Consider the following 24,530-nt stretch of genomic DNA (forward strand, 5'->3'; position numbering starts at 1 on the left):
CTCAGCGCCGTATCCATGAAAACATCGATGAAACTAAATGGAGAGCTAGAAGCCGACTTCTTGGATTGTGGACGGATTGACCGTTTGGACGGGGCTATTTGAATTAGTTTCGAAGCACCGGCTTGAAGCCTTACGCCGTCATTTTGACGGAGACCGGTTCGAATTCACTTTCCAGTTCCACGTTTGTCACTCGATCAAGTTCGATAAAGAAGGTTGTTCCCACTCCAACGGTACTAACGTAATCGATGCTGGCGTTGTGTCGCTCGACGATCTGTTTGGTGATGTAGAGACCAAGGCCAGTGCCACCAACTTTGCGCACATCGGAAGAGTCCACCTGGGTGAACCTGCCAAACACGTGGTCCCTGGCGTCTTGTGGAATACCCGATCCTTCGTCTTGGATTGAAATACGAATGCGGGCACCGCAGTTTTCCACGCGTGCGTTCACTGTGGCACCTTCCTCAGAGAACTTCAGCGCATTGGACAACAAATTATTCATCGCCTGGATCAGGCGACTGGTGTCACCAATGATATGGCAATCGCCCTCAGCTGGGTCGACAGTGACATGAATGCCGAGTTTGTTGGCATATCCTGAGATAGATTCCACTGCCTCGTACACCAAGTCGTTCGCATCAACCGGCTTGAAGTTGTAGACCACTTCGTCTGCCTCGACTTTTTGAATGTAGAGAAGATCTTCGATCAAAGCAGCGAGGCGTTGCCCGTTCCTGGACGCAATTCCGACAATAGGTTTGAGTGTCTCTGGCAAAACGCCGAGCTTCTCGCTGTCAATGAGTTCCAGCGAACCGATGATTGATGTCAGAGGCGTACGCAACTCGTGGCTGACGGTGGCCAGGAAACGCGACTTTGCTTCCAAGGCAGCTTTGGTGCGTTTGTTCTCTTCCTCAATCAGTTTCATCTGTTTGAGTCTCTCTTGGTAGTTGACATAGAATTTGATGGATATGTCGACAATGAAGTAGAGCACGAAGATGATCGTAAAGAATTCCAGCCAAACAGTGGAACTGAGCGGTGGGTTGTAACGGACCACATCCAGAAATGCGATGAACAGAAAGGCAAAACTGTAGATCGAGAGTCGCAACAGCAAGATGCCTTTCATCTGGCTATTGTAAATTGCCGCAAAGACCGAAGCAGAGAACAGAAAGAAGAGTGGCGTGAAATGCCCGGCAGACTTCTGGAGAACAGCCATATTGATGATGAAAACGTCGATCGCGATTGCGCTTATGACCGTGTTGCGCGCGATACGTTTGAGAATCTGACGCCCCTCGACCGGGTCCTTTCCATCCCAAGCTTTGGACTGACGTCCGAGCTGCATATCAAGCGCTTCGGTCAGGACGACCACGCCGTAGCACATGAAGATTAGGACTGGATCGTAGTAAAACGCAGCCAACACTGTGGCAGCCAAAAAGCTCGCTTGGCGCAGCCAAACAAGCTGGTTGGAGAGCGTGATGTAATCCTTGATACTCTGTTCGCGACCGTCGGTACTGAACCAGTCTGCGCGCGTCGCCCAATAAGCACTTAGATCTTTCATGCTTCCCTCATACCTTCTGCCATTGTTAAGAGGTACGATCCAAATGCGATGAAATTGGGCCCTTTGAGGGGTCTATTTTGGCCTTTTGTCGTGCCAATCCTGGCTCGGCGCAGAAATCGCTGGAGGCATTGTGAGGTTTTTTGGGGGTTCTCCGAAGAAAACCGAAAGGCTTCGCAACTCGGCGAACAAGCGTGTGGACCAGCAATCAGGCCGCGGCCGACTGACCACTCCGTGACGCGGCGTAAATCCCAGAAAGTTCAGGAAATGCGACGTTGGAATGTGGGATGTCCTCTATAGGGCCAAAGACGGGCGTGCGCGCCAGAACGGCATTGCGCTGTTCTTTTACATCGGCGGTCAAAAGCTGAATTGGCTTCTTCAACGCTGGGTAGCTTCGCGGTTCTATTGCCAGTTTATAACCGAGGTAGCGGCGATAGAATGGGGCATGCTCGGTCCGCACTGCAGCAAGGGCCAGGTCGATGTCGTAAAAGATCGTCGCGAGGAACGGGATGCGCAAAGCCAAGAAATTCAATGGTACTCGCTGTTTCCGAACGGAAGGGTCAATCACAAAGCGCGTCGTATCAAGAGCCGTCTGGCCTTCCTCAATATCCTGCAAAATCTCTGGAAAAACTTCGAGTGACGGCGCCGTTGGTGAGAGCATAGAAACCGGATGCAGCCGTACCGACGCCAAAATCTTCCCTTCGATTTCAACCCCGACGTGGACGCAGTTGGCGGTCTCGTCGAACGCATCGCTCATGATGCCGCGCTCGTTCTTGGCTATCGTCCTTTCGGCGCGATAGCACTTGTAACGCAAGCGGTACACTTCCTCTAAGTCTTGGCTTTCGCTCAACACCCTGTAGCGAGCGTTCTTGAGAGCCTCGATGACCTGTTTGTTCATAGCTGGCATTTCTGTTTCCGCATCGCTAGGCCGTTGCTCTGCAAACAAGGAGGTCGCTGTAGCCGCGATAGACAGGCTTGTGCTTGATGACCTCGAACCCGGTTTCGGTGACCAACGACACTATTTCCGCTTCACTATGCGTCCAATAAACCCCTGTCTTTTGTGCTTCGTAGATGGCTTTGTTCTGTGTGGCGATTTCTCTGCCCTGCCAAAAAACGCGGAGCGCGCCGGCAAGGCCTTGCTCTTTTCTTAAGCTGGAGAACAGATAGCTGCGCCAGTCTGCAACGTTCATGTAGCGTCCGAGATCGACCAGGTAGAGCCAGCCACCTGGACTAAGAAGTCGCCGCATGTCTTTGAGACGCTGCTCTTGTTCGGGCATGGCGTAAAGTGCGTGGACACAGACAATCAGATCAGCCGTACTCGAGGCACCAACGGCTTCAAGTGCGCGATTGTCGTAAATGATATTTCGGTGGGCCGCCAATTTGGCCTGCGCCGCCTCAATCATGTGGGGGTCTGGTTCGATAAGGCGTATCTCGCTGTCAGGGCAGGCACGCGCGGCAATTTCGGTGTAGTTTCCCGTTCCACCACCAATATCGTAGATTGATTGGGGCGTTTCTATTGTTGCGAGGAAAGCTTCGAATTCGTGAAGCAAAGCCTGATACGCTGGGTTGTGCTCTGACAACAGATCATACGCAGTGGCATAGGCACTCCAATCAGCGCGAACCGAACGATCCGTCGTTTCTGGCCTAAGGACATCCACGTGCACCAACCTCGCTCCAAGATCGCGTGGCTGCATGGGGAGCACTCCCACAGTTGGGGGTATTGGCCTGCAGCACGACATGTTTCTTGACTCATGTTTCTTACGGTAAAACTGACGCCGCTATGGAAACAATGCAAGAAATTTCATCACTAATGCCACTTTTTCACTTTGAATGTTTCCATGTAGTCAACAGGTTATGCGCTATTGTTGATCCGCGAAAATGGAGGATTTTTTGGATTCTCAAAAACTAAAGGTCTTCAGAGGTTTGCATCAGGCCGTCTGCCCAGCCTCTAGATATGGTGGGAAAAAGGTCAAAGTATCTCTGGATGTGGTGCCATTCGGAGGATCTTAATCCTTTGAAGGATAGATGAAAGAGGCACAGACAGACCTGCCAGTCTTTGTGTCCGCGTAAAAAGCACGTCCAAATGCGCCCCAAAAGATGTGGCAAAAATGAGGCGGAAACCTCGAAAATTGCAGAGAGGTTTTGCAAGAGCGCCAGAATACCGCCCCATTTTTTGGCGACAATGTAGCGAATCTTAAACGGTAAATAGGTTTGGAGTCGTGATAAACGTATTAGCAGTTCCTCAAGTTCCGACGGTGGACGCATTAGGCTATGTTGATTCTCTGGCGCTCGATCTTGTCGCGCACTTTGTTGGTATCGCATTGCATCACAACGACAATTCGGCCCCTCGTCACATGTTGAATACTGAGCCCAGGACGCCTTCTCCGGACACCTTTTGATAGCTTTGCCCACGCAACATTAACTCGATGGGCGTTTGCTGGCGGAACAGCTTGAGGCAAAATGTCTGTGAGCGTTTGAAACTGATCCAGTTTTGAAGGTTAAGTTCTATCTGGCTTTTGCTTGAGCCCGCATTTTTCCTGTACCGCGCCTGCTGTATCAACCCTCATCTTTCTGGCAATGACAAGATTTGCAGCAATGGCCAAGAATGTATTAACATCCGGTTAATTGCGAAAGGACAGTCAGATGAAAGCGCTGCGAAAGATCCTCCATGTTGAGGATGATCCTGATATCCGCGCAATCGTGAAACTCTGCTTGCATGATCTTGGTGGATTTGAATTGCTTCAGTGCTCGACCGGCCACGAAGCGCTCAAAGTCGCAGAGAATTTTGACCCTGATCTATTCTTTTTGGATATGATGATGCCCGGTCTAAATGGATTGGAAACGCTCCAGGCCCTAAAATCTTTGCAAGGCTTGAGAGAGGTCCCGGCGGTATTCTTGACGTCTGTGAACAATGCCGAAAAGTATCATGATGCTATTCTGGAACAAGCGGCCGGTTCGATTCAAAAACCCTTTGATCCGAGCCGGCTTGTTGACCAGCTTCAACAGATTTGGTCGCAGTTGCCGGAATAGACCTAGCTCAGGTTGAGCGACACGTTTCAAGAGTTGCCCGAATTTCCTTCGTCAGATCCTTTAACTCTGAAAGTATGTTTAATTCGGAGACCACGGCTTCAGAGGGCGGCAAAAACTCCGAGATCGCCTTTTCAATTGCGGATGCGTGCTTTCCAACATCACGAAAGCCATGTGTAGGCGCAATACCAGCAAGGTTATGAACGATCGTGTAAAGGTCAGTCAGTGTCGTAGTGTCTAATCCACAGGTCGAGGTCTTGGCGATAATATCCTTTAGCTCCATTTCCTTCTTTTCGAGGCTATCGAAATACTTCGTCCGCAAAAGATGCAGCTGGGCCTTAAAGTCGGCCGATAACTCACTGCTAAAAAGGTCTGTTGGCATAAATTCACCTTTTACATTTGTAGCGTCAGCACTAGTGGAACAGACTTGAGATTTTCGTAACGGTGTAATCCCGGTTCATCTTAGTCAAGATAGATCGAAGATGAACTGGAAACCCAGAAAACCTATGAACTGCCACCTAAAGAATCTTTGATGTGCTTTGCTAGGTACCTCGTTTTTGAGGCGACATGTGCCGCCCTGAACTTCAACAATTGGTAAGCCTTAGAGAGGCATGACCCGCCTTTGGAACACCCAAAGCTTACTTTGGCGACGAATGTCATTCATGTGCCGTGCACGCAATAATGAGTGCCCACATACCCAGTGTAAATAGCACGTTGACCCGTCTCGGTAGAAATCGTGATTGTGGCAGCTATCCAACCGGCTTCAGGATTTTGACAAGGGCAATTTTCTAGTTTGGATGTCGCCAAACAGCACTTCGTAAGCCCGCCTCTCCATAACATTGTTCACCTTGCTTCGTTTGACGCTGGAACGGAGCACGCGTTTGAGGTTCGTCAAATCTTGCTGTCTTAGCGAGGCGCGAGTTTCCACATTGTCCACTGCCGTTGTCATTGAGAACATCGCCCCCGCTCGGGTTAGGGCGCGCATAGAAATTGCTTCGCCGACGGCGACGACAACTTTCTGGTCCTTAAATCGGGGAATGGACGTCTCTGCCAACTCGGCGTTTAACAGCATCTCAAAGACGCTTTGAGAATGCGAAAGCTGTGTTGACGTTGAACAGAGAAATATGCCTCCCCCCCGATATGTGATCAGGCTGTCGGTTCCCCGTACTGCATGGGCGAGGGTGGTCGCGACGTCTGCCAAGAGTTGGCGGAATGCAATCGTACTGAGACTTTTGTGCAGCGATTCAATCTCAACAATTTTCGTTGCGAAAACGTGGCTGCGCATCAGTTTGATACGCGTAAGATGCATGATGTAGTTTTCGAACGCGACATACCCGACCACATTTTCGAGCCCCTTGATCTCAAAAGGTTCACTTGGGTTTATCGCGCAGCTCTTCTCCAGATCCTTCTCGAGTGTGAGCACAGCTACTCTGTTCTGGTTGGCCCGGATTTGTTCGTTCGTGAGCTTCTCGGCAACCCTTATGCGGCTAAAGAGTTCGAGGAAGTCAAAGGGCTTAGTGATGTAGTCTGTCGCGCCGGCCGCGAATGCCTGATCTACATACTTTTTTTGCGACATAGCTGTCAGCATGACGATGGGTGTTCGTTCATATCCGCGAATTTTGCGAATCTTCTGACACAAAACGATCCCGTTCATCTCAGGCATTTGGATGTCCAAGAGAAAGCTTTCAAACGGATCACTTTCTGCATCAATCAATTTGAGCGCTTCGGGGCCAGACGAAGCGGTAAACAACTCGTGTTGTGTCTCAGAGCTTACAGAAGCCCGGAGAAGATCTCTGATGTTCTCATCATCGTCTACAGCGAGTATTTTCATTCCAATTCAAATGAAACCGATGCGTGAACATCAACCTCATCTGCCTCTGATTTGTTACTTTTTGCGGTCGTTTCATGACTTCCATTGTAGACGTTAATTAATAATTAAGACGACAAATGGGCGAAAGACGCACATTTTCCAGTGCTGTCATGTGTCGATTTTCGGATCTGTTCACGGCTCTGTCTGCAGCCTCTTCAATTCTCTGCAGGGCTCAAAACCCAGGCCAATTAGCGAGCTAAACTGCACTTCTGTTCGCGCGGGGCGGCGCCAACAGGGCATAGAACAAGGTTAATGACATTGGACTAGCCGTGGCTCGATCCAATTCGCTCGATATTACCGGCCATGTTTCCCGGTTTTGTCTGTATTGTGCCAGTTATTTCAGCATGTTCGATCAACAAACACGCAGTCAAACTCTCAGCCTGCGTTGCGCCATTCTTTGTAGCCTCGGCAATTGAAGTTTCTCATTGCGTGGTTTTTGAACTCAGGCATGGCGGATACTCCAAGCATACTTGTGATCGAAGAAAACAGCCTCCGGGCTGCGGAAATCCGTGACGGGCTTAGTCTGGGCGGTTGGAGCAGTGTCACCATCCTGGAGAACTTGGAATGCCTGTCGCAAGAGTTGAGCAAGACAGATCCTGACATCATTTTGATTGACCTTGCCACGCCGAACCGTGACGCCTTGGAAAACCTCTCTAATGCATCGGGGGCTGCCCATCGACCGGTGGCAATGTTCGTGGATCAAACCGATGCTGAACTGACTCGACTGGCGATGCAGGCAGGTCTCTCTGCCTATGTTGTTGACGGTCTGGAGCAAAGCCGCATCCTACCCGTTCTTGAAACTGCAATTGAACGCTTCCGGTTCACCAGCCAACTACGCTCTGAACGCGACGCAGCCAAAAGAGCCCTCGAGGAACGCAAGACAATCGACCGGGCCAAGGGGCTCTTGATGCGCGCAAAAGGTGTCAGCGAGGAAGAAGCATATCAAAGAATACGTAAAACGGCGATGAACCCGGGCCGAAAGGTAATCGATGTGGCACAAGCACTCGTGACCGCGGCGGACATGCTGGCATGACGCGCACGACGTTGAATATCGGATATGTCCCCCTTGTAGATTCTGCGCCATTGGTGATTGCACAGGAACTGGGCTTTGCCGCGAAAGAAGGGCTGACCCTGAACCTGCTCAAACAGCCTTCGTGGTCAACACTGCGCGACTTGCTGGCGCTGGGCACATTGGATGCCGCACATATGCTATCACCCCTGCCTATTGCCATGTCACTTGGCCTGAGCAGTCTTCGGGTGCGGGTACACACGTTGATGGTTCTATCAATGAACGGAAACGTCATCGGCGTTTCTAACCATGTGGCCTGTGCGATGCGTGCGGCTGGTTGGGATGGACAATTTGGGACGCCACACGACACCGGACGTGCCTTGCTTGCAGTCACAGATCACCCCAAGGTGGGTGTTCCTTTCCCGCACTCCATGCACGCAGAACTTGTTGCCCACTGGTTGGGCGCGTTGGACAATGCATCCGCGCGGACGCGGACGGTTCCGCCACCTTTGATGGCTAAGGCCGTCGAAGCCGGTGAGGTGGATGCGTTCTGTGTCGGGGAACCTTGGGGATCTGTCGTCGTTGAAAACAAAGTCGGTGAATTGATCTTGCCCGGCGCCGCCATTTGGAATGCATCTCCGGAAAAGGTGTTGGGCGCACGTGAGGCCTGGATTGACGCCCATCCGAATGAGGTACGTGCTCTGATCCGCGCGGTGTGGCGCGCCGGAGAATGGCTGGCGGCCCCCGACAATCTGTCTCTGGCCTCAGAAGTCTTGGCCCGCACAGATTTTCTCGACTTGCCCGAACAGGTCATTGATCTCGCACTTCGGTCGCACCTGTGCCCCAAGCCCGGCGCGTTGCCAGAGCGTGTTCCACATTTTCTGCGGTTTCATGGTGATCAGGTGACCCATCCATTTCCTTCTCATGCGGACTGGATCGCCACCAAATTGGCAAGACACCACGGGTTGGACCCAGTGGAATCGAGCCGTCTGGCGCAAGAAACTTATCGTGCCAAGTTGTATCTTTCAGCCGTTGCTGGCCTGAGAAAACCGGAAGAGGTCGATTCGCAGGGTCTCCTCGAGTACGACACCCTGACTCCAATGGGTCCGGACGAAACTTTGGATCAAAATCCTTTCTGAGGTGATGGAAAAATCACCATCTGTCAGGATTAAGTGCCTCGTTTTTAATCAAATCCACGCGGTAGCGAAGTTTATGCTGCAGTTGCATCGCCGCAATGCAGCATAAGCGGTAGAAATCCTATGAGGCCCGGAACAATGGCGTTCCATCGGCCACCAAAAAGAGCAACGCCGCTCATCCTGCCCGCACCTCCTCCCGCGGGTAAGATGGGCGGTTTTTTCGTTCCGGGTCACCGGACAGAAAGAGGAATGACATGTTGAAATCCATTGCCCCCAAAATTGCGTTTGGCTTGACGACCGTTCTGTTCAGCCTGCCTGCCATGGCCGAGATGCTGGACGTGGAAAAGGATGAGCTGACCTTAGGCTTTATCAAGCTGACTGACATGGCGCCTTTGGCCGTCGCCTATGAAAAAGGCTATTTCGAAGACGAAGGCCTGTTCGTCACCCTGGAAGCACAGGCCAACTGGAAAGTGCTTTTGGACGGCGTCATCGACGGCCAGCTGGATGGTGCACATATGCTGGCCGGCCAGCCGCTGGCGGCCACCATCGGGTTCGGAACCGAGGCGCATATCATCACGCCGTTCTCTATGGACCTGAACGGCAACGGTATTACGGTTTCCAACGAGGTTTGGGACATGATGCGCCCGCACATCCCTTCGCAAGAGGATGGCCGTCCGGTGCACCCAATTTCTGCTGCAGCTCTGAAACCTGTGGTCGAGCAGTTTGCAGATGAAGGCAAGCCTTTCAACATGGGCATGGTGTTTCCGGTCTCCACCCACAACCACGAACTGCGCTATTGGCTCGCCGCCGGTGGCTTGCAGCCGGGTTACTACAGCGAAGAAAACATCACCGGCCAGATAGGCGCGGATGTGCTCTTGTCAGTGACTCCGCCACCACAGATGCCAGCCACGATGGAAGCCGGCACAATCAACGGCTATTGCGTAGGTGAACCGTGGAACCAACAGGCCGTCTTCAAAGGCATCGGCGTGCCAGTGATTACCGATTACGAACTCTGGAAGAATAACCCGGAAAAAGTGTTTGGCATCACCGCCGAGTTTGCCGAGGAAAACCCAAACACTACCAAGGCTTTGGTCAAGGCGTTGATCCGTGCTGCGATCTGGCTGGATGAAAATGACAACGCCAACCGCGAAGAAGCCGTCGAAATTCTGGCCCGTTCGGAATATGTCGGCGCGGATGCGGAAGTTATCGCCAACTCGATGACCGGTACTTTTGAGTATGAAAAGGGCGACAAGCGTGAAGTCCCTGATTTCAATACATTCTTCCGCCACAATGCGACCTATCCCTTTTATTCAGACGCGGTGTGGTACCTGACCCAGATGCGTCGTTGGGGTCAGATCTCCGAAGCCAAATCAGACAGCTGGTATGACGAAGTGGCCAAGTCGGTCTACAAGCCGGAAATCTACCTCGAGGCTGCACGTCTTCTGGTGGACGAAGGTCTGGCTGATGCCGCTGACTTCCCCTTCGACAGCGATGGATACAAGGCGCCAACACCTGCCGAAGATATCATTGACGGCATCGCCTATGACGGCAAAGCGCCAAACGCTTACCTCGAAAGCCTGCCGATCGGGCTCAAGGGGCAGCAGATTGTCGTCGGCAACGACGTACAGGGCTGACCATCGGCGCGCGGCCTTGGTCTCAGGTGCCGCGCCCATCCCTCCCCAAATTCATGAGGACAAGACATGACTGTCATCGACCCCCAAACCCTTAGCGCCGAGGATCGTGAAGCCCGCCGCGCCCGCCTGTTCACTCGCATCAACAAGGCTGACGCCTGGTTCCAGGTTCTGGGTCTGAGTTGGATGACTCCGGTTCTGAAAGCCCTTGCCGGCGACAATCCGCGCGCGCAGGGCAAGGAAATCTGGCGCTTGCTCGGGGTTCCGATGCTGGCCATTGTGGGCTTTCTGTTTGTCTGGAGCACATTGGCCCCCACGGTTCAGACCAGCCTCGGTGCCATTCCTGGCCCGGCACAGGTTTGGGAACAGGTTGGCAGTCTGCATGCCGATGCCGTCCGCGAAGGTGAGAAAGAAGTAGCCTTTTACGAGCGTCAGGATGAACGTAACGCCAAGCTGATCGCTGCCGGGAAAGAGGACAAAGTCAAACACCGGACCTATACCGGCAAGCCAACCTATTACGACCAGATATGGACCTCGATCAAAACCGTGTTCTTCGGCTTTCTGATCGGCTCAGCCATCGCCATTCCGCTGGGTATTCTGGCGGGCCTTAGCCCCACGGAGAATGCGGCGATCAACCCGCTTATCCAGATTTTCAAACCTGTCAGCCCGCTGGCATGGCTCCCTATCGTCACTATGGTCGTTTCTGCCGTCTACGTGACCAACGACGGGATGTTTTCTAAGAGCTTCCTGACCTCGGCCATCACGGTTACCTTGTGTTCCCTTTGGCCGACGCTGATCAACACGTCGCTGGGTGTGGCCAGCATCGACAAGGATCTGGTGAGCGTATCCAAGGTTCTGAAAATGGGCACTTGGTCTAAGATTACGAAACTGGTTCTGCCTTCGGCGCTGCCATTGATCTTTACCGGATTGCGCCTGTCGCTGGGTGTGGGCTGGATGGTTCTGATTGCCGCCGAGATGCTGGCGCAAAACCCCGGCCTTGGCAAATTCGTCTGGGACGAGTTTCAGAACGGATCGTCGCAATCGCTAGCCAAGATCATGGTGGCCGTCTTCACCATCGGCATCATCGGCTTCCTTCTCGACCGCGTGATGTATGCGATCCAATCGCTCTTTACCTTCTCGAACAACCGGTGACGACATGATTGAATTCAACAATGTTTCCAAGAGCTTCGGAGAAGGTGCCGCACGGTCGGATGTTCTCAAGAATATCAATCTGACCGTCAACGAAGGAGAGTTTCTGGTGCTGCTGGGCTTCTCAGGTACCGGCAAGACGACCCTGATCAACCTGATGGCCGGGCTCGAGACACCGACCAAGGGCGCAGTCACTTTCAAGGGTGAGCCGATTACCGGACCCGGCCCCGAACGTGGCGTGATCTTTCAAAGCTACTCTCTGATGCCTTGGCTGACGGTGAGCGGCAATGTGGGGCTTGCTGTGGACGCAATCTTTCCGGATCTGTCCAAATCCGATAAGGCGGCCAAGGTTGACCACTATGTCAAAATGGTCGGCCTGGGGCACGCTGCCACACGCCGCCCCGCCGAGCTCTCCGGCGGTATGCGCCAACGGGTCAATGTGGCCCGCGCACTGGCGATGAACCCCGAAGTGCTGCTGTTGGATGAGCCGCTGTCGGCACTGGACGCGTTGACCCGAGGCAATCTTGCCGACGATATCGAAGCGATCTGGGATGCGGACAAGAAGACCTGTGTGCTGATCACCAACGATGTAGACGAGGCAATTCTTTTGGCCGATCGCATCATTGCGCTGAACCCGGATGGCACTTTGGGTCAAGAGTTCAAGGTTGAAATCCCGCGCCCCCGCGATCGCGGAGCAATGAACCATCATGAGGGGTTCAAGACGTTGCGCCGTGACGTGACCAATTACCTGATGGATGTGGGTATGGCTGCCAAAGCGGATGTGACAAAAATCCTGCCCAACATCACCGCAGTTCACAACTTGCCCAAGGCGCAGGCCGATGTACGGGCGAGGGACAGTAAGCGTACCGATCGCTATCTGGAATTCAGCCGTCTGCACAAAGTCTATCCGACGCCCAAAGGTCCGCTGACGGTTGTTGAAGATTTCGACCTGAAGCTCGACAAGGGTGAGTTCATTTCACTGATTGGCCATTCCGGCTGTGGCAAATCCACGGTGCTGACCATGGCCGCCGGCTTGAACGAGATATCCAAAGGTGTGATCAACCTTGATGGCCGCGGCGTGGTTGGTGCTGACCCGGAACGCGCCGTGGTGTTCCAGTCTCCGAACCTGTTTCCCTGGCTTTCCGCCAAGGAAAACGTCGCTATCGGCGTGGACAAGGTTTACCCCCGCGCCAGTCAGGGTGAGCGTCAGGACGTGGTGGAATACTATCTGGAGCGGGTGGGCCTTGGCGATGCCATGGACCGTCCGGCCAGTTCGATGTCCAACGGCATGAAGCAACGCGTCGGCATCGCCCGCGCTTTTGCCTTGTCACCGAAACTGCTTTTGCTGGATGAACCTTTCGGAATGCTGGACAGCCTGACCCTCTGGGAGTTGCAGGAAGTCCTGATGGAAGTCTGGGACCGCACCAAGGTGACGGCTGTTTGCGTGACCCACGATGTGGACGAGGCCATCTTATTGGCCGACCGCGTGGTCATGATGACCAATGGGCCGCAGGCGACGATTGGCAAGATTACCAAGGTTGATCTGCCGCGCCCCCGTACCCGCAAAGCCTTGCTAGAGCATCCCGACTACTATGCCTACCGGCAGGAAGTGCTTGATTTTCTTGAGGAGTACGAGCATGGCGCCACGCCGAAACCCAAACCTCAACCCATAGCAGCGGAGTGAAAGACATGACGCAGAAACTCGTTGTCATCGGCGCTGGCATGGCGTCCGGCCGAGCGCTGGAACACCTGTTCGAAACCGACCCTGCCGCTTATGACGTAACCCTGTTCAATGCAGAGCCTCGGGGCAACTACAATCGGATCATGCTGTCTCCGGTGTTGTCGGGTGACAAGACCTACGAAGAGATCGTGACCCATGATGCCGACTGGTATGAGGGCAATGACGTGACGTGCCGTTTTGGCGAACATGTCACTGCCATTGATCGCGATCGTAAGGTTGTTGTCGGACAAAACGGCGAAGTGCCTTATGACAAGCTGTTGATCGCGACGGGTTCGGCTCCGTTCATCATCCCAGTGCCGGGTAAGGATCTGCCGGGTGTGATCGCATATCGGGATCTTGAAGACACCAACACGATGATCGCGGCGGGTGCCAAAGGTGGCCGGGCCGTCGTCATTGGGGGCGGGCTATTGGGCCTTGAAGCCGCTGCGGGTCTTGCCGCGCGCGGCATGGACGTAACAGTTGTGCACCTGATGGGCCATTTAATGGAGCGGCAGTTGGATGACGCCGCTGGATACCTTCTGCGACGTGCTCTGGAAGACAAAGGTATCACCGTGCGTTGCAAGGCCTCGACGGCAGCCATCGTCGGTGAAGATCACGTCGAAGGCGTTCTGCTACAGGACGATGAATTGATTCCGGCAGACCTCGTGGTCATGGCCGTGGGTATTCGCCCTGAAACGCGGCTGGCGACCGATGCGGCGCTTGAAGTTGAACGTGGCATCACCGTAGACGACCAACTGGTCACCTCTGATCCGGATGTGCTGGCCATGGGAGAATGCGTCGAGCATCGCGGTCAGCTGTTTGGGTTGGTTGCGCCGCTTTACGATCAGGCCAAGATCGTCGCAAAGACCCTTCTGGGCGAGGCAGCAGAATTTGTCCCGCGTGAAGTCTCGACAAAGCTAAAGGTCACGGGCTGTGATTTGTTCAGTGCCGGCGATTTTGCCGAAGCTGATGGGCATGAAGACATCGTCTTTCGCGATCCGGCCCGCGGCGTCTACAAACGTCTGGTGCTTGAGGGCAACACGCTGGTCGGCGCTGTCATGTACGGCGACACGGCCGATAGCGGTTGGTTCTTTGGGCTCATCAAAGACGCCACAGACATCTCGGAAATGCGGGATACGTTGATATTTGGTCCCAGCTTTCAGGGGGGTGCCCCCCTGGACCCTATGGCGGCCGTTGCAGCCTTACCGGATGACGTAGAAATCTGCGGCTGCAACGGCGTTTCCAAAGGTGACATCATGGCGGCCATCGCCGCCGGCGCCGGAGATCTCGGCGCCATTAGGGCGACAACCAAGGCCAGCGCGTCTTGTGGCACCTGCACAGGTTTGGTCGAACAGGTTCTCGGCGCCACGCTTGGCGATGACTTTGTCATTCCGGCTGCGGCGGGCATCTGTGGTTGCACCGACCTGACGCATGAGGACGTGCGTCGCCTGATCAAATCGAAAGAGCTGAAAACCCAACCCGCCGTGTGGCAGGAACTGGGGTGGTCCACACCGGATGGTTGTCATATTTGCCGCCCAGAGGTGAACTACTATCTCTTGGCCGATTGGCCTTTGGCATATCAGGATGACGGCCAAAGCCGTTTCATCAACGAACGCAAACACGCCAATATCCAAAAAGACGGGACCTTTAGCGTTGTGCCACGCATGTGGGGCGGCATGACAACGCCAAACGAACTGCGTGCGATCGCCGACGCGGCTGAAAAGTACAATGTGCCAACCGTTCATGTGACCGGCGGGCAGCGGATCGACCTTCTGGGAGTTCGGGGCGAGGACTTGCCCGATATCTGGGCTGATCTGAACGCGGCGGGCATGGTGTCGGGACATGCCTATGCCAAAGGGCTGCGCACGGTAAAAACGTGTGTTGGCCGTGACCATTGCAGGTTCGGTACGCAGGATTCGACGGGTCTTGGGATCAAGCTGGAACGGCACCTCTGGGGGTCATGGACCCCGCACAAGGTCAAGCTCGCCGTGTCCGGTTGTCCTCGCAACTGCGCGGAAGCCACCTGCAAGGATATCGGTGTGGTCTGTGTCGACAGCGGATTTCAGATCGGCGTTGCCGGAGCGGCGGGGATGGACGTGAAAGAGACCGAGCGTCTGGCCGATGTTGCCACCGAACAAGAGGTGATCGATCTGGCGACGGCCTTCATTCAGCTCTATCGCGAAAACGCCAAGTATCTGGATCGACCCTACAAATGGGTCGCCAAGGTGGGGCTGGACTGGGTCAAGGAACAGGTTGTCGAAGATCTGGAAAACCGCGCGGCCCTGATCGAGCGGTTCGAGATTTCGCAATCTGTCTATCGCACCGACCCTTGGGCAGATCACGTTAAAACCCGGGCCAAGACCTATGCCCCGGTGACAACCTTTGCATTGGAGGCAGCAGAATGAGCAATTGGACGGATATTGCTGCATTGGACGACATCGCCATTCGCGGTGCACGTGTTGTCAAAACGGCTCACGGATGCGTTGCTGTGTTTCGCACCGGCACGGACGAGGTTTTTGCTCTCGACAATGCCTGCCCCCACAAAAAAGGGCCGTTGGCCGAGGGCATCGTGCATGGCAATACAGTGACGTGCCCTTTGCACAATTGGGTGTTTTCGCTGGAAACCGGCGAGGCCCAAGGAGCAGACAACGGTCGTGTGGAAACCTATGCGGCGCGTATTGAGAACGGGCGTATCCTGCTGGAAACGTCGTTTCTAAAGGCACGTGCCGCATGAAGCCGACCAAAACCACTTGTCCATACTGTGGCGTAGGGTGTGGCGTCCTGGCTTTTCCTGACGGTACCATCAAGGGAGATCCGGATCATCCGGCTAACTTTGGGCGTCTATGTTCCAAAGGCACCCACTTGGGCGAAACCACGGGCCCCGAGCGGCGATTGCTTGCCCCAATGGTTGCGGGCAATGAAGTCAGTTGGGACAGAGCAACAAAACTTGTGGCTGAACGTTTTTCAGACGCCATTCGCGATCATGGTCCGGACAGTGTAGCATTCTACGTCTCGGGTCAGTTGCTGACCGAAGACTACTATGTCGCCAACAAGCTGATGAAAGGCTTTATCGGTAGTGCGAACATCGACACCAACTCGCGCCTGTGTATGGCGTCTTCGGTGGCCGGGCATAAGCGCGCTTTCGGGTCAGACACGGTGCCGGGATGCTATGAGGACCTTGAGCAGGCTGATCTTGTGGTGCTGGTCGGCTCCAATCTTGCGTGGTGTCACCCGGTTCTGTTTCAACGACTGGTCGCTGCCAAAAAGAAGCGTCCGAATATGCGGGTGGTCAATATCGACCCGCGCACCACTGCAACCTCCGGTCTGGCGGACATGCAATTGTCCATTGCACCTGACGGAGATACCGCACTGTTCAACGCTTTGCTGGTTCATTTGGCGGACACTGGTCGCGTGAATCAGGATTATGTCGCGGCACATGTGAACGGGTTCGACGATGCTATCACCGCCGCACGAACGCCAGGACACAGCGGACTAACACCGCAAGAGGAAGAGGCCTTTGTCAGGCTTTGGGCCGCCACGGAAAACGTAGTCACTGTCTACTCGCAGGGTGTGAACCAGTCCGACTGCGGCACCGACAAAGTGAATGCCATCCTCAATTGTCACCTTGCGACCGGTCGGATCGGGCGGGCAGGCATGGGACCGTTCTCGGCCACCGGACAACCAAACGCAATGGGTGGACGCGAGGTTGGTGGGTTGGCCAACATGCTTGCCAACCACCTTGACCTTGAGAACCCTGAACATCGAACCGCAGTTCAGACCGCTTGGAATGCGCCCACCATGGCGGGCAAACCCGGCCTGAAAGCCGTTGACCTTTTTCAGGCCTGTGCAGAGGGCAGGATCAAGGCACTATGGATCATGTCGACCAACCCCGCGGTGAGCCTCCCTGAAGCAGACCGCGTGGCTGAGGCGATTTCCAATGTGCCCTTCACCGTGTCTTCAGACGCGATCCTGAAAACGGACACAAATGACCTTGTGGATGTGCTGTTGCCAGCAGCGCCGTGGGGCGAGAAATCTGGTACTGTCACGAACTCTGAGCGCTGTATTTCCCGTCAACGCCCCTTTTTGTCGGTGCAAGGACAAGCCCGCCCGGATTGGAAGATCATTGCCGATGTCGCGGTCCAGATGGGATGGGGAAATGCGTTCAGTTACACAAGCGTAGACGAGGTGTTTCGTGAATACGCCGAACTCTCGAAGCAGGGGGCGAGTTTCGGGCGTGCACTCGATATTTCTGGGTTCGCAAATCTGACCAGTGTCGACTACGACACGCTTTCTCCGACGCGGTGGCCCGTTCTTGCTACCGGACGGCGGGGTGGACGCTTCTTTGGCAACGGGGGCTTTCACCATCCCGACGGCAAGGCGCGGATGGTGCCCGTTCAGGCCCCTAAACCGGTGGTTGCTCCTGCTGAATTTCCCTTTGTTCTCAACACCGGGCGCATCCGTGATCAATGGCATACGATGACCCGCAGCGCGCGTTCTCCGCGATTGAACCAGCACTTGGGGGAACCGTTTGTCGAGTTGCATCCCGATGATGCCCGTGCGCTGGGCCTGGACCATGCGGATCTGGCGGACATCACGACCTCGACCGGCCAGGCCACCTGCCGGGTTCGCATCAGTGTAGATGCGAGGCCGGGTTCAATCTTCATGCCAATGCACTGGACCCTGCAACACGCCAAGACCGGTCGTGTTGGTCCTTTGGTCCGCGCGACATGTGATCCGGTATCAGGACAGCCGGCTTCAAAAGGCTCCTTTGCCGCTGTCACCCCGACCAGGGTCAAGTGGTATGGCTTTATGGCTTCTCTGGATCCAATCGTCATGCAGAGCGCCTATAGTGCCGTGAAGCGCACGCAAACCGGGTGGAGCGCCGAATTGGCCGACACTCACGAACAAGATGACTGGCCTGACCTGTTTCGATCGCTGTTTGAAGATCAAGCAGGAGAGGTCATGTCTCTGATTGATGATCGAAATGGAAGCTATCGCTGCGCCGTCATTGAAAATGGTATCCTGCGGTCAGCCTTTTTTGTCTCCACGCGCCCGGTAGACGTTGCACGCAACTTTGTCATTTCCAAAATTGGATCAGAGTCATCCGGCTATCGGATATTGGCAGGGCGGCGACCAGCCAATGAACGCGATCCGGGCGCCATCGTTTGTTCGTGCATGGGCGTAGGTATCAACACGATCAGCGATGCCATTGCGGCGGGTGCTCGGGACGTCGAAGCACTTGGGTCTTGTACCGGAGCTGGTACAAACTGTGGATCCTGCAAGCCAGAACTCACGTCGCTGATTTCGGAACAATCGGAAATACTTGTAGCAGAGTAGGTCGCTTGGGTGACGTCAGGCGAAACTTGGGTTAGTGGTTTTGCTCGTCAAAGGGTTGCTGACGGCTTCATTCAATGCCTGTCAAAAAAGGGGCACTACTGCCAAGTTTGAGCGCGAAAGCGTGATAGCGCTTCACGTAAACCGGTGATTATCTTTACCCGCGTGGCCCACAGCTTTCGCGAACAACCAAATCCCCATGCAGCAAATTCTTAGATGGTTGAGGCGATGCGCCGCCAAGCTGATCCAACAGGTTTGCCATGGCCAATTCCCCGATTTTGCTTCTGGGTTGCCGGATGGTTGTCAGCGCAGGCGTGATGCTGTTGGAAAAAGGAATGTCGTCAAAGCCGATCACGGAAAAATCTCCGGGCACGTTGTGACCGCGCAGTTGAAGGGCGCTGATGACACCGATGGCGGTGGCGTCGTTAAAGCAGAAAAAGGCTGTCGGCAGGGTGTCCTTGATGAACAAACGCTCGACGGCTGCGCGTCCACTTTCGCTGCTGCCGTCCCCTTCGATTCTCCAGTCTTCCAACTCCACCGCGCATTCAGCCAACCCCAAACGATAGCCCTCGTGGCGCAAATCGGACAGCACGTCTCCTGGACCGCCAGAAACATACACAATGCGGCGATGTCCCAGTGACACCAGATACTCTGTCGCCATTTTTGAGGCCGAAACGTCGTCGACGCCTGCGTAAGTGATAGCGCTTCCTTCAATGGGACGGCCAACGGTAACAGTCGGCGGAAGTGCTTGTGGGATCGCTCTGGCGACTCCGGCGACTGGTACATGACCGGTAAGCAAGATCAGGCCGTCCGCCAATCCTGTTGCCAGAAAGCGCATGTAGGTGTGCTCCAGCGAGACGTCGCCTTCGGTGTTGCCGATTAGAACGCCATAGCCGCGCGCGTTGGCGGCCTTTTCCAACCCGATCAGAATGCCTGGGAAATTAGGGTCGGCGATAGACGGGGTTAAAACCAAAACCATCCTTGAACGCTGCATGCGCAGATTTTGCGCCATCGCATTCGCGGTGTAGCCAGTGCGGGCAATGGCCGTCGTGACTTTCTTCCGCGTACTTTCGGCCACTTTCTCGGGATTGCGAATCGTGCGGCTCACGGTGGCGATGGAAACCCCGGCGAGCTTTGCAACATCCTCGATCGTGGCTGGCTTTTTTGACGTTTCGTTCACGTATTTTTGGCCTGTACCGGGGTGAAAACTATAAAGCAAATCAATGCACTTACCGCCGTTATACCCTTCAATATGGCTTGTGAAAAGGTTTACATGGGTTCATGAAAAGGTTTACATGACTTATGTAAAGGTTTACACAGCATAAAAACGCACCTCGAAATGAAGGTGCTGATAGGGAGGAGACGGTCGTGCCTGATGGCCAGACCATATCGACCCCGGTGCTTGCCGCCGAGGGTATTAGCAAGTCATTCGGATTGGTTCCGGTGCTCTTCAGTGTGAGCATGGATATCCGGGTGGGTGAGGTGCACGCCCTGATTGGTGAAAACGGCGCCGGAAAATCTACTCTGATGAAGATTCTCTCGGGTTTTCATCAGCCAACAGCAGGGCACATCCTGCTGGACGGACGCGAGACGAAGCTCCCATCAAACGGCGAAACCGAAGCCCTTGGGATTGTGTTAATCCACCAGGAACTGAATTTGGCCGAACAAATGACGGTCGAAGAAAATGTCTTTCTTGGCCGGGAGCTGCGCAAGGGTGCCGCGTTGGATCGCGCTCGCATGCGGGACATGGTTCAGGGCTATCTGGACGAGATTGGACTCAGCCTTTCACCAAGTGACCGTATCGCGGACTTGTCGATCGCCGAAAAGCAGATGGTCGAAATCGTTAAGGCCATCAGCCGAGAGGCGCGTGTTCTTATCATGGACGAGCCTACGGCGGCCCTTACCGAGGCCGAAACCGAGCTATTCTTTGCGCAAATTGAGCGACTCAAGGCTCAGGGTGTTGCAGTGATCTTCGTGTCTCACAAGCTGAACGAGGTTCAGGCAATTTCTGATCGGGTCACGATTCTGCGCGATGGTCAGTGGATTGGCACGCATGATGCAAAAGACCTAACCCTGGATGCAATGGCCCAGCTGATGGTCGGGCGCGAGTTGTCAGACCTCTATCCTCCTATCAGCGAGGTGGATGTTGATGCCGAGGTTGTGTTGGAAGTTGAAGGTCTTTTTGCGCCAGGGGTCGAAGGCGTTTCCTTTGGTCTGCGCAAGGGCGAAGTGTTAGGGTTCTCCGGATTGATCGGGGCAGGGCGCTCAGCGGTGTTTGAGGCGATTTGCGGGATCAATCCTGTGGATGGCGGAGTGATCAGAGTTGATGGTGATGTGACTCACTTCCGCTCTGTGGCTTCGGCGCGCGATGCTGGCCTTGTTTACCTGACCAAAGATCGTAAAGAAAAAGGTCTGTTGCTCGAGCAGAAGATGCGGCCGAACCTGACCTTGCTGGCGTTGCCGCAGTTTATCAGGAACTTTTCAATAGATCGTAAGGCTGAAGAGGCCGCTTTGACGCGGGCGATCCGGCGGTTTGACATTCGCGCGCGCGATCCGAACGTGAATGTTGGCGATCTGTCGGGGGGGAACCAACAAAAGCTTCTGCTTGCCAAGGTGATGGAAGTTGAGCCACGCATCCTAATTATCGACGAACCGACCCGCGGGATCGATGTCGGTACGAAACAGCAGATTTATCATTTCATAGCTGCGATTGCCGCCGAGGGTGTCTCGGTTGTGGTGATCTCTTCAGAAATGCCCGAGATCATCGGTGTAAGCCACCGAGTGGTGGTGATGCGGGAAGGCCAAATCACCGGCATTCTCAGCGGTGACGACATTAACGAAGCCGAGATCGTGCGATATGCGGCAGGGCTTAAGCGCGAGACTTTCCATGACTGAGGCGACCATGACAGAACCGACACAGAAGAAACTGACCGGGCTGGACTTTAAGACTGCGGGACCAGCGATTGCACTGTTGCTGCTCTGTTTGGTGGGTTTTCTGCTGAACCCGGCCTTTCTTAGCGAAGGTAACATCACCAACTTGCTAACCCGCTCAGCCTTTATCGGCATCATTGCGGTTGGCGCGACCTTTGTGATCACCGCCGGAGGGATCGATCTCTCGGTCGGATCGATGGCGGCAGTGATTGCTGGCGTGATGATTATCGTCATGAACAGCGCTGTGGGGACCTTTGGCACCGGCGTTACGACCGTTTTGATAGGCTGCGGGTGTTCGATCATTCTGGGTTTGGGGGCCGGGCTGATTAATGGCTTGCTGACCACCAAAGGTAAGATCGAAGCCTTCATTGTGACCCTTGGGACGATGGGTATCTTCCGGTCGCAGGTAACCTATTTTGCTGACGGTGGCACGCTGTCGCTCAACTACGACATCCGTGGCGTCTATCGTCCGGTCTATTATGACAGCTTTGCCGGCTTGCCGATCCCTGTCTGGGTTTTCATCGTGGTTGCGATCTGTGGTTGGTTGCTGCTCAATCGAACCGCCTTTGGCCGCTATTGCACAGCGATCGGTTCGAACGAGAGCGTGGCCAAGTACTCGGCCATCAAGGTCGACCGGGTCAAAACGCTAACCTATGTCATTCAAGGCTTGTGCGTGTCTCTTGCCACGATCATCTATGTGCCTCGGCTGGGGTCAGCCAGTTCCAGCACCGGTGTTTTGTGGGAACTTGAGGCCATTGCCGCAGTCATAATCGGCGGCACGGTTTTGAAGGGCGGGTATGGGCGCATCGGCGGTACCATCATGGGCGCGCTGATCCTGACGACGATCGGCAACATTCTGAACTTCACGGACATGATTTCGAACTATCTCAACGGCACGATGCAGGGTCTGATCATCATCATCGCTGTATGGCTGCAACGCGGTGATTGGGGCCGCAAACACAAAGACACTTAAGTTTCTCGCAAGAGTTTGCGTGGAAGAACCGGGCGCCACCGGACAGGAGAGGTGCGTCTAAATCACTAGGGAGGAAGATATGAAAACTTTTACCAAGATCAGCACATTAGCGGCTGCAGCGGCGATCTCGCTGACGGGTCTGGCAAGTGCCGAAACGATCAAAATCGGCGTCAGCTATCCGACACCGACCCACGCCTGGGCGGCGGGTATGAACTGGCACGCTGAACAGGCTGAAAAACGGCTTGAAGCGCTGTATCCGGACGTCGATCTGGTTCTCGTGAACTCGCCAGATCCCAGCGCGCAGGCCAGTGCATTGGAAGATCTTGTATCAGTACACGGGATCGACGCTCTGGTCGTGCTGCCATTTGAAAGCGAGCCACTGACCGATCCAGTGTTGAACGTCAAGAAGTCCGGCGCGTTGATCACCGTGGTGGACCGCGGTCTCAGCCAGCCGGGCATCGAGGACATCTATGTTGCGGGCAACAACCCGGAACTGGGTCGTGTTTCGGCTGTCTATATGAAAGGTCGCCTGAAGTCGGGTGACAATATTGTGGTTCTGCGCGGTATTCCAACGCTGATCGACAATGAGCGTTTCGATGCGTTTATGGCAGAAATTGAAGGCTCGGGCATCAATGTCCTCGACCACAAACACGCCAACTGGAACCGTGATGACGGCTTTGAAGTCATGCAGGACTTCCTGTCGCGCTTCCCGGATATTGACGCGGTTTGGGCACAAGATGACGACATTGCCATCGGTGTTGTCGCCGCGCTTAAACAAGCTGGACGCGATGGCGACGGTATGTTCGTCGTCGGCGGCGCCGGCATGAAGGAAACCATCAAAGGCATCATGGATGGCAACGAACTTGTTCCTGTCGATGTACTTTATCCGCCTTCGATGATTGCCACGGCAATGGACGTGACCGTCGCAGCGTTCAAGTCCAACGGCCCGGTTGCCGGTCGCTACATTCTGGGTGCGACGCTGATCGACCAAAGCAATGCAGCGTCTTTCTACTTCCCGGACTCGCCTTTCTAAACTGAGCCCCGGGAAAATCGGGAAGAGGGTTTCTCCCAAAGCCCTCTTCCCAACTAAGGAGAGAGATCATGAAAACGATTAAAGGTCCCGCGCTGTTTCTCGCCCAGTTCTCTGACGATGAAGCGCCCTTCAATTCATGGGACAGCATCACCAAATGGGCCGCGGATTGCGGATACAAAGGTGTTCAGGTGCCAACCTGGGACGGGCGACTATTTGACCTCAGCAAAGCCGCAAGCTCTATGTCTTATTGCGAGGAGTTGGCCGGGGTGGCGCGTCAGAACGGTGTCGAAATCACCGAATTGTCCACACACCTGCAGGGCCAGCTGGTGGCAGTCCACCCGGCCTATGATGAGGCGTTTGACGGTTTTGCAGCCCCCGAAGTGCGTGGAAACCCCAAGGCGCGCCAAGCCTGGGCGGTGGAGCAGCTGAAACTGGCGGTTACGGCCAGCCGAAATCTGGGCATTGATGCGCACGCGACCTTTTCAGGAGCTTTGGCCTGGCCCTATGTCTACCCTTGGCCACAAAGACCGGCGGGCTTGATTGAAACCGCGTTTGACGAACTGGCGCGACGCTGGAAACCCATCCTGGACCACGCGGATATGATGGGTGTCGACGTCTGCTACGAAATCCATCCCGGAGAAGACCTGCACGATGGTGTTACATTCGAGATGTTCCTAGAGCGTGTCGGCAACCACCCACGTTGCAATATGCTGTACGACCCAAGCCACTATGTTCTGCAGTGTTTAGACTACATCGACAATCTCGACATCTACCGGGATCGGATCAAGATGTTTCACGTCAAGGATGCCGAGTTCAATCCAACAGGACGGCAGGGTGTATACTCGGGCTACCAATCCTGGGTTGACCGGGCTGGGAGGTTCCGCAGCCTCGGTGACGGGCAAGTCGATTTTGCCCAAGTTTTCTCAAAACTCGCAGCGATGGACTTTGACGGGTGGGCCGTTGTCGAATGGGAATGCTGTCTGAAGCATCCCGAAGATGGTGCCCGGGAAGGTGCCGCCTTTGTGCGTGATCATATCATTCGTGTCACTGAAAAGGCGTTTGACGACTTTGCTGATGGTTCGACCGATCAGGCGGCCAACCGGCGTATGCTGGGGCTATGAGCCCCTGACAATAGAATGTGACAAGACATGCGGGCTTAGCGTCCCGCAATAGGGAG

At 54.7% G+C, this 24,530-nt stretch carries 19 protein-coding genes; 13 read left to right on the plus strand and 6 right to left on the minus strand.

Annotated features, from left to right (window positions below; all coding sequences use genetic code 11):
- Positions 1 to 130: 130 nt before the first annotated feature.
- The 3 genes from Q0932_RS06890 to Q0932_RS06900 form a co-directional block, all read right to left on the minus strand.
- Positions 131 to 1,543 (minus strand): HAMP domain-containing sensor histidine kinase, encoded by a 1,413-nt coding sequence (locus Q0932_RS06890; RefSeq protein ID WP_299350798.1) that lies wholly within the window; start codon positions 1,541 to 1,543, stop codon positions 131 to 133.
- Positions 1,544 to 1,748: 205 nt separating this feature from the next.
- Positions 1,749 to 2,438 (minus strand): acyl-homoserine-lactone synthase, encoded by a 690-nt coding sequence (locus Q0932_RS06895; protein ID WP_299350800.1) that lies wholly within the window; start codon positions 2,436 to 2,438, stop codon positions 1,749 to 1,751.
- 25 nt (positions 2,439 to 2,463) lie between these two features.
- Positions 2,464 to 3,234: a class I SAM-dependent methyltransferase gene (locus Q0932_RS06900; protein ID WP_299350802.1), complete on the minus strand. Its 771-nt coding sequence runs from the start codon at positions 3,232 to 3,234 to the stop codon at positions 2,464 to 2,466.
- A gap of 949 nt (positions 3,235 to 4,183) precedes the next feature.
- On the opposite strand from Q0932_RS06900, the gene Q0932_RS06905 reads away from it, so the two are divergent.
- Positions 4,184 to 4,570, plus strand: coding sequence for a response regulator (locus tag Q0932_RS06905; RefSeq protein ID WP_299350804.1), 387 nt, complete (start codon positions 4,184 to 4,186; stop codon positions 4,568 to 4,570).
- Positions 4,571 to 4,577: 7 nt separating this feature from the next.
- Here Q0932_RS06905 and Q0932_RS06910 read toward each other — a convergent pair whose 3' ends face one another.
- Together Q0932_RS06910 and Q0932_RS06915 are read right to left on the minus strand one after the other, a co-directional pair.
- Entirely contained in the window at positions 4,578 to 4,949 is a 372-nt protein-coding gene (locus Q0932_RS06910; protein ID WP_299350806.1) for a hypothetical protein, read from the minus strand.
- Between the two features lie 381 nt (positions 4,950 to 5,330).
- The gene (locus tag Q0932_RS06915) at positions 5,331 to 6,398 is read right to left on the minus strand and encodes a response regulator (RefSeq protein WP_299350808.1); all 1,068 of its coding nucleotides are present in this window, start codon (positions 6,396 to 6,398) and stop codon (positions 5,331 to 5,333) included.
- A 487-nt stretch (positions 6,399 to 6,885) separates the two neighbouring features.
- Here Q0932_RS06915 and Q0932_RS06920 point away from each other — a divergent pair, with 487 nt between their 5' ends.
- From Q0932_RS06920 to Q0932_RS06955, 8 genes are all read left to right on the plus strand, one after another.
- Positions 6,886 to 7,470, plus strand: coding sequence for an ANTAR domain-containing protein (locus Q0932_RS06920; protein WP_299350810.1), 585 nt, complete (start codon positions 6,886 to 6,888; stop codon positions 7,468 to 7,470).
- Positions 7,467 to 8,585 (plus strand): CmpA/NrtA family ABC transporter substrate-binding protein, encoded by a 1,119-nt coding sequence (locus Q0932_RS06925; RefSeq protein WP_299350811.1) that lies wholly within the window; start codon positions 7,467 to 7,469, stop codon positions 8,583 to 8,585. Before Q0932_RS06920 ends, Q0932_RS06925 begins: the two co-directional genes overlap by 4 nt.
- A gap of 251 nt (positions 8,586 to 8,836) precedes the next feature.
- Entirely contained in the window at positions 8,837 to 10,216 is a 1,380-nt protein-coding gene (locus Q0932_RS06930) for a CmpA/NrtA family ABC transporter substrate-binding protein (protein ID WP_299350812.1), read from the plus strand.
- 66 nt (positions 10,217 to 10,282) lie between these two features.
- Positions 10,283 to 11,365: an ABC transporter permease gene (locus Q0932_RS06935; RefSeq protein ID WP_299350813.1), complete on the plus strand. Its 1,083-nt coding sequence runs from the start codon at positions 10,283 to 10,285 to the stop codon at positions 11,363 to 11,365.
- Between the two features lie 4 nt (positions 11,366 to 11,369).
- Entirely contained in the window at positions 11,370 to 13,046 is a 1,677-nt protein-coding gene (locus tag Q0932_RS06940) for an ABC transporter ATP-binding protein (RefSeq protein WP_299350814.1), read from the plus strand.
- Between the two features lie 5 nt (positions 13,047 to 13,051).
- Complete coding sequence (gene nirB / locus Q0932_RS06945) at positions 13,052 to 15,487, plus strand: nitrite reductase large subunit NirB (protein ID WP_299350815.1); 2,436 nt, start codon at positions 13,052 to 13,054, stop codon at positions 15,485 to 15,487.
- The gene (gene nirD / locus Q0932_RS06950; protein WP_299350817.1) at positions 15,484 to 15,816 is read left to right on the plus strand and encodes a nitrite reductase small subunit NirD; all 333 of its coding nucleotides are present in this window, start codon (positions 15,484 to 15,486) and stop codon (positions 15,814 to 15,816) included. The genes nirB and nirD overlap by 4 nt, the downstream gene beginning before the upstream one ends.
- Positions 15,813 to 18,419 (plus strand): nitrate reductase, encoded by a 2,607-nt coding sequence (locus tag Q0932_RS06955; RefSeq protein ID WP_299350819.1) that lies wholly within the window; start codon positions 15,813 to 15,815, stop codon positions 18,417 to 18,419. The genes nirD and Q0932_RS06955 overlap by 4 nt, the downstream gene beginning before the upstream one ends.
- A 154-nt stretch (positions 18,420 to 18,573) precedes the next feature.
- Here Q0932_RS06955 and Q0932_RS06960 read toward each other — a convergent pair whose 3' ends face one another.
- Complete coding sequence (locus tag Q0932_RS06960; protein WP_299350821.1) at positions 18,574 to 19,596, minus strand: LacI family DNA-binding transcriptional regulator; 1,023 nt, start codon at positions 19,594 to 19,596, stop codon at positions 18,574 to 18,576.
- Positions 19,597 to 19,802: 206 nt separating this feature from the next.
- Between Q0932_RS06960 and Q0932_RS06965 the strand changes: the two genes are divergently transcribed.
- The 4 genes from Q0932_RS06965 (at position 19,803) to Q0932_RS06980 (ending at position 24,474) form a co-directional block, all read left to right on the plus strand.
- On the plus strand, positions 19,803 to 21,311 hold the full coding sequence (locus Q0932_RS06965; RefSeq protein WP_299351452.1) for a sugar ABC transporter ATP-binding protein: 1,509 nt from the start codon (positions 19,803 to 19,805) through the stop codon (positions 21,309 to 21,311).
- 7 nt (positions 21,312 to 21,318) lie between these two features.
- Positions 21,319 to 22,320: an ABC transporter permease gene (locus Q0932_RS06970; RefSeq protein WP_299350823.1), complete on the plus strand. Its 1,002-nt coding sequence runs from the start codon at positions 21,319 to 21,321 to the stop codon at positions 22,318 to 22,320.
- Positions 22,321 to 22,399: 79 nt separating this feature from the next.
- Complete coding sequence (locus Q0932_RS06975) at positions 22,400 to 23,353, plus strand: substrate-binding domain-containing protein (RefSeq protein WP_299350825.1); 954 nt, start codon at positions 22,400 to 22,402, stop codon at positions 23,351 to 23,353.
- A 68-nt stretch (positions 23,354 to 23,421) separates the two neighbouring features.
- Positions 23,422 to 24,474 (plus strand): sugar phosphate isomerase/epimerase, encoded by a 1,053-nt coding sequence (locus Q0932_RS06980; RefSeq protein ID WP_299350827.1) that lies wholly within the window; start codon positions 23,422 to 23,424, stop codon positions 24,472 to 24,474.
- Positions 24,475 to 24,530 lie beyond the last annotated feature (56 nt).

Origin of the sequence: uncultured Shimia sp. (assembly GCF_947498095.1) — a bacterium.
Taxonomy (GTDB): domain Bacteria; phylum Pseudomonadota; class Alphaproteobacteria; order Rhodobacterales; family Rhodobacteraceae; genus Shimia.

Excerpts from the sequence above, each read along its gene's own strand:
- Q0932_RS06890 (WP_299350798.1), bottom strand. The coding sequence starts at position 1,543 with ATGAAAGATCTAAGTGCTTATTGGGCGACGCGCGCAGACTGGTTCAGT.
- Q0932_RS06895 (WP_299350800.1), bottom strand. The coding sequence starts at position 2,438 with ATGAACAAACAGGTCATCGAGGCTCTCAAGAACGCTCGCTACAGGGTG.
- Q0932_RS06900 (WP_299350802.1), bottom strand. The coding sequence starts at position 3,234 with ATGCAGCCACGCGATCTTGGAGCGAGGTTGGTGCACGTGGATGTCCTT.
- Q0932_RS06905 (WP_299350804.1), top strand. The coding sequence starts at position 4,184 with ATGAAAGCGCTGCGAAAGATCCTCCATGTTGAGGATGATCCTGATATC.
- Q0932_RS06910 (WP_299350806.1), bottom strand. The coding sequence starts at position 4,949 with ATGCCAACAGACCTTTTTAGCAGTGAGTTATCGGCCGACTTTAAGGCC.
- Q0932_RS06915 (WP_299350808.1), bottom strand. The coding sequence starts at position 6,398 with ATGAAAATACTCGCTGTAGACGATGATGAGAACATCAGAGATCTTCTC.
- Q0932_RS06920 (WP_299350810.1), top strand. The coding sequence starts at position 6,886 with ATGGCGGATACTCCAAGCATACTTGTGATCGAAGAAAACAGCCTCCGG.
- Q0932_RS06925 (WP_299350811.1), top strand. The coding sequence starts at position 7,467 with ATGACGCGCACGACGTTGAATATCGGATATGTCCCCCTTGTAGATTCT.
- Q0932_RS06930 (WP_299350812.1), top strand. The coding sequence starts at position 8,837 with ATGTTGAAATCCATTGCCCCCAAAATTGCGTTTGGCTTGACGACCGTT.
- Q0932_RS06935 (WP_299350813.1), top strand. The coding sequence starts at position 10,283 with ATGACTGTCATCGACCCCCAAACCCTTAGCGCCGAGGATCGTGAAGCC.
- Q0932_RS06940 (WP_299350814.1), top strand. The coding sequence starts at position 11,370 with ATGATTGAATTCAACAATGTTTCCAAGAGCTTCGGAGAAGGTGCCGCA.
- nirB (WP_299350815.1), top strand. The coding sequence starts at position 13,052 with ATGACGCAGAAACTCGTTGTCATCGGCGCTGGCATGGCGTCCGGCCGA.
- nirD (WP_299350817.1), top strand. The coding sequence starts at position 15,484 with ATGAGCAATTGGACGGATATTGCTGCATTGGACGACATCGCCATTCGC.
- Q0932_RS06955 (WP_299350819.1), top strand. The coding sequence starts at position 15,813 with ATGAAGCCGACCAAAACCACTTGTCCATACTGTGGCGTAGGGTGTGGC.
- Q0932_RS06970 (WP_299350823.1), top strand. The coding sequence starts at position 21,319 with ATGACAGAACCGACACAGAAGAAACTGACCGGGCTGGACTTTAAGACT.
- Q0932_RS06975 (WP_299350825.1), top strand. The coding sequence starts at position 22,400 with ATGAAAACTTTTACCAAGATCAGCACATTAGCGGCTGCAGCGGCGATC.
- Q0932_RS06980 (WP_299350827.1), top strand. The coding sequence starts at position 23,422 with ATGAAAACGATTAAAGGTCCCGCGCTGTTTCTCGCCCAGTTCTCTGAC.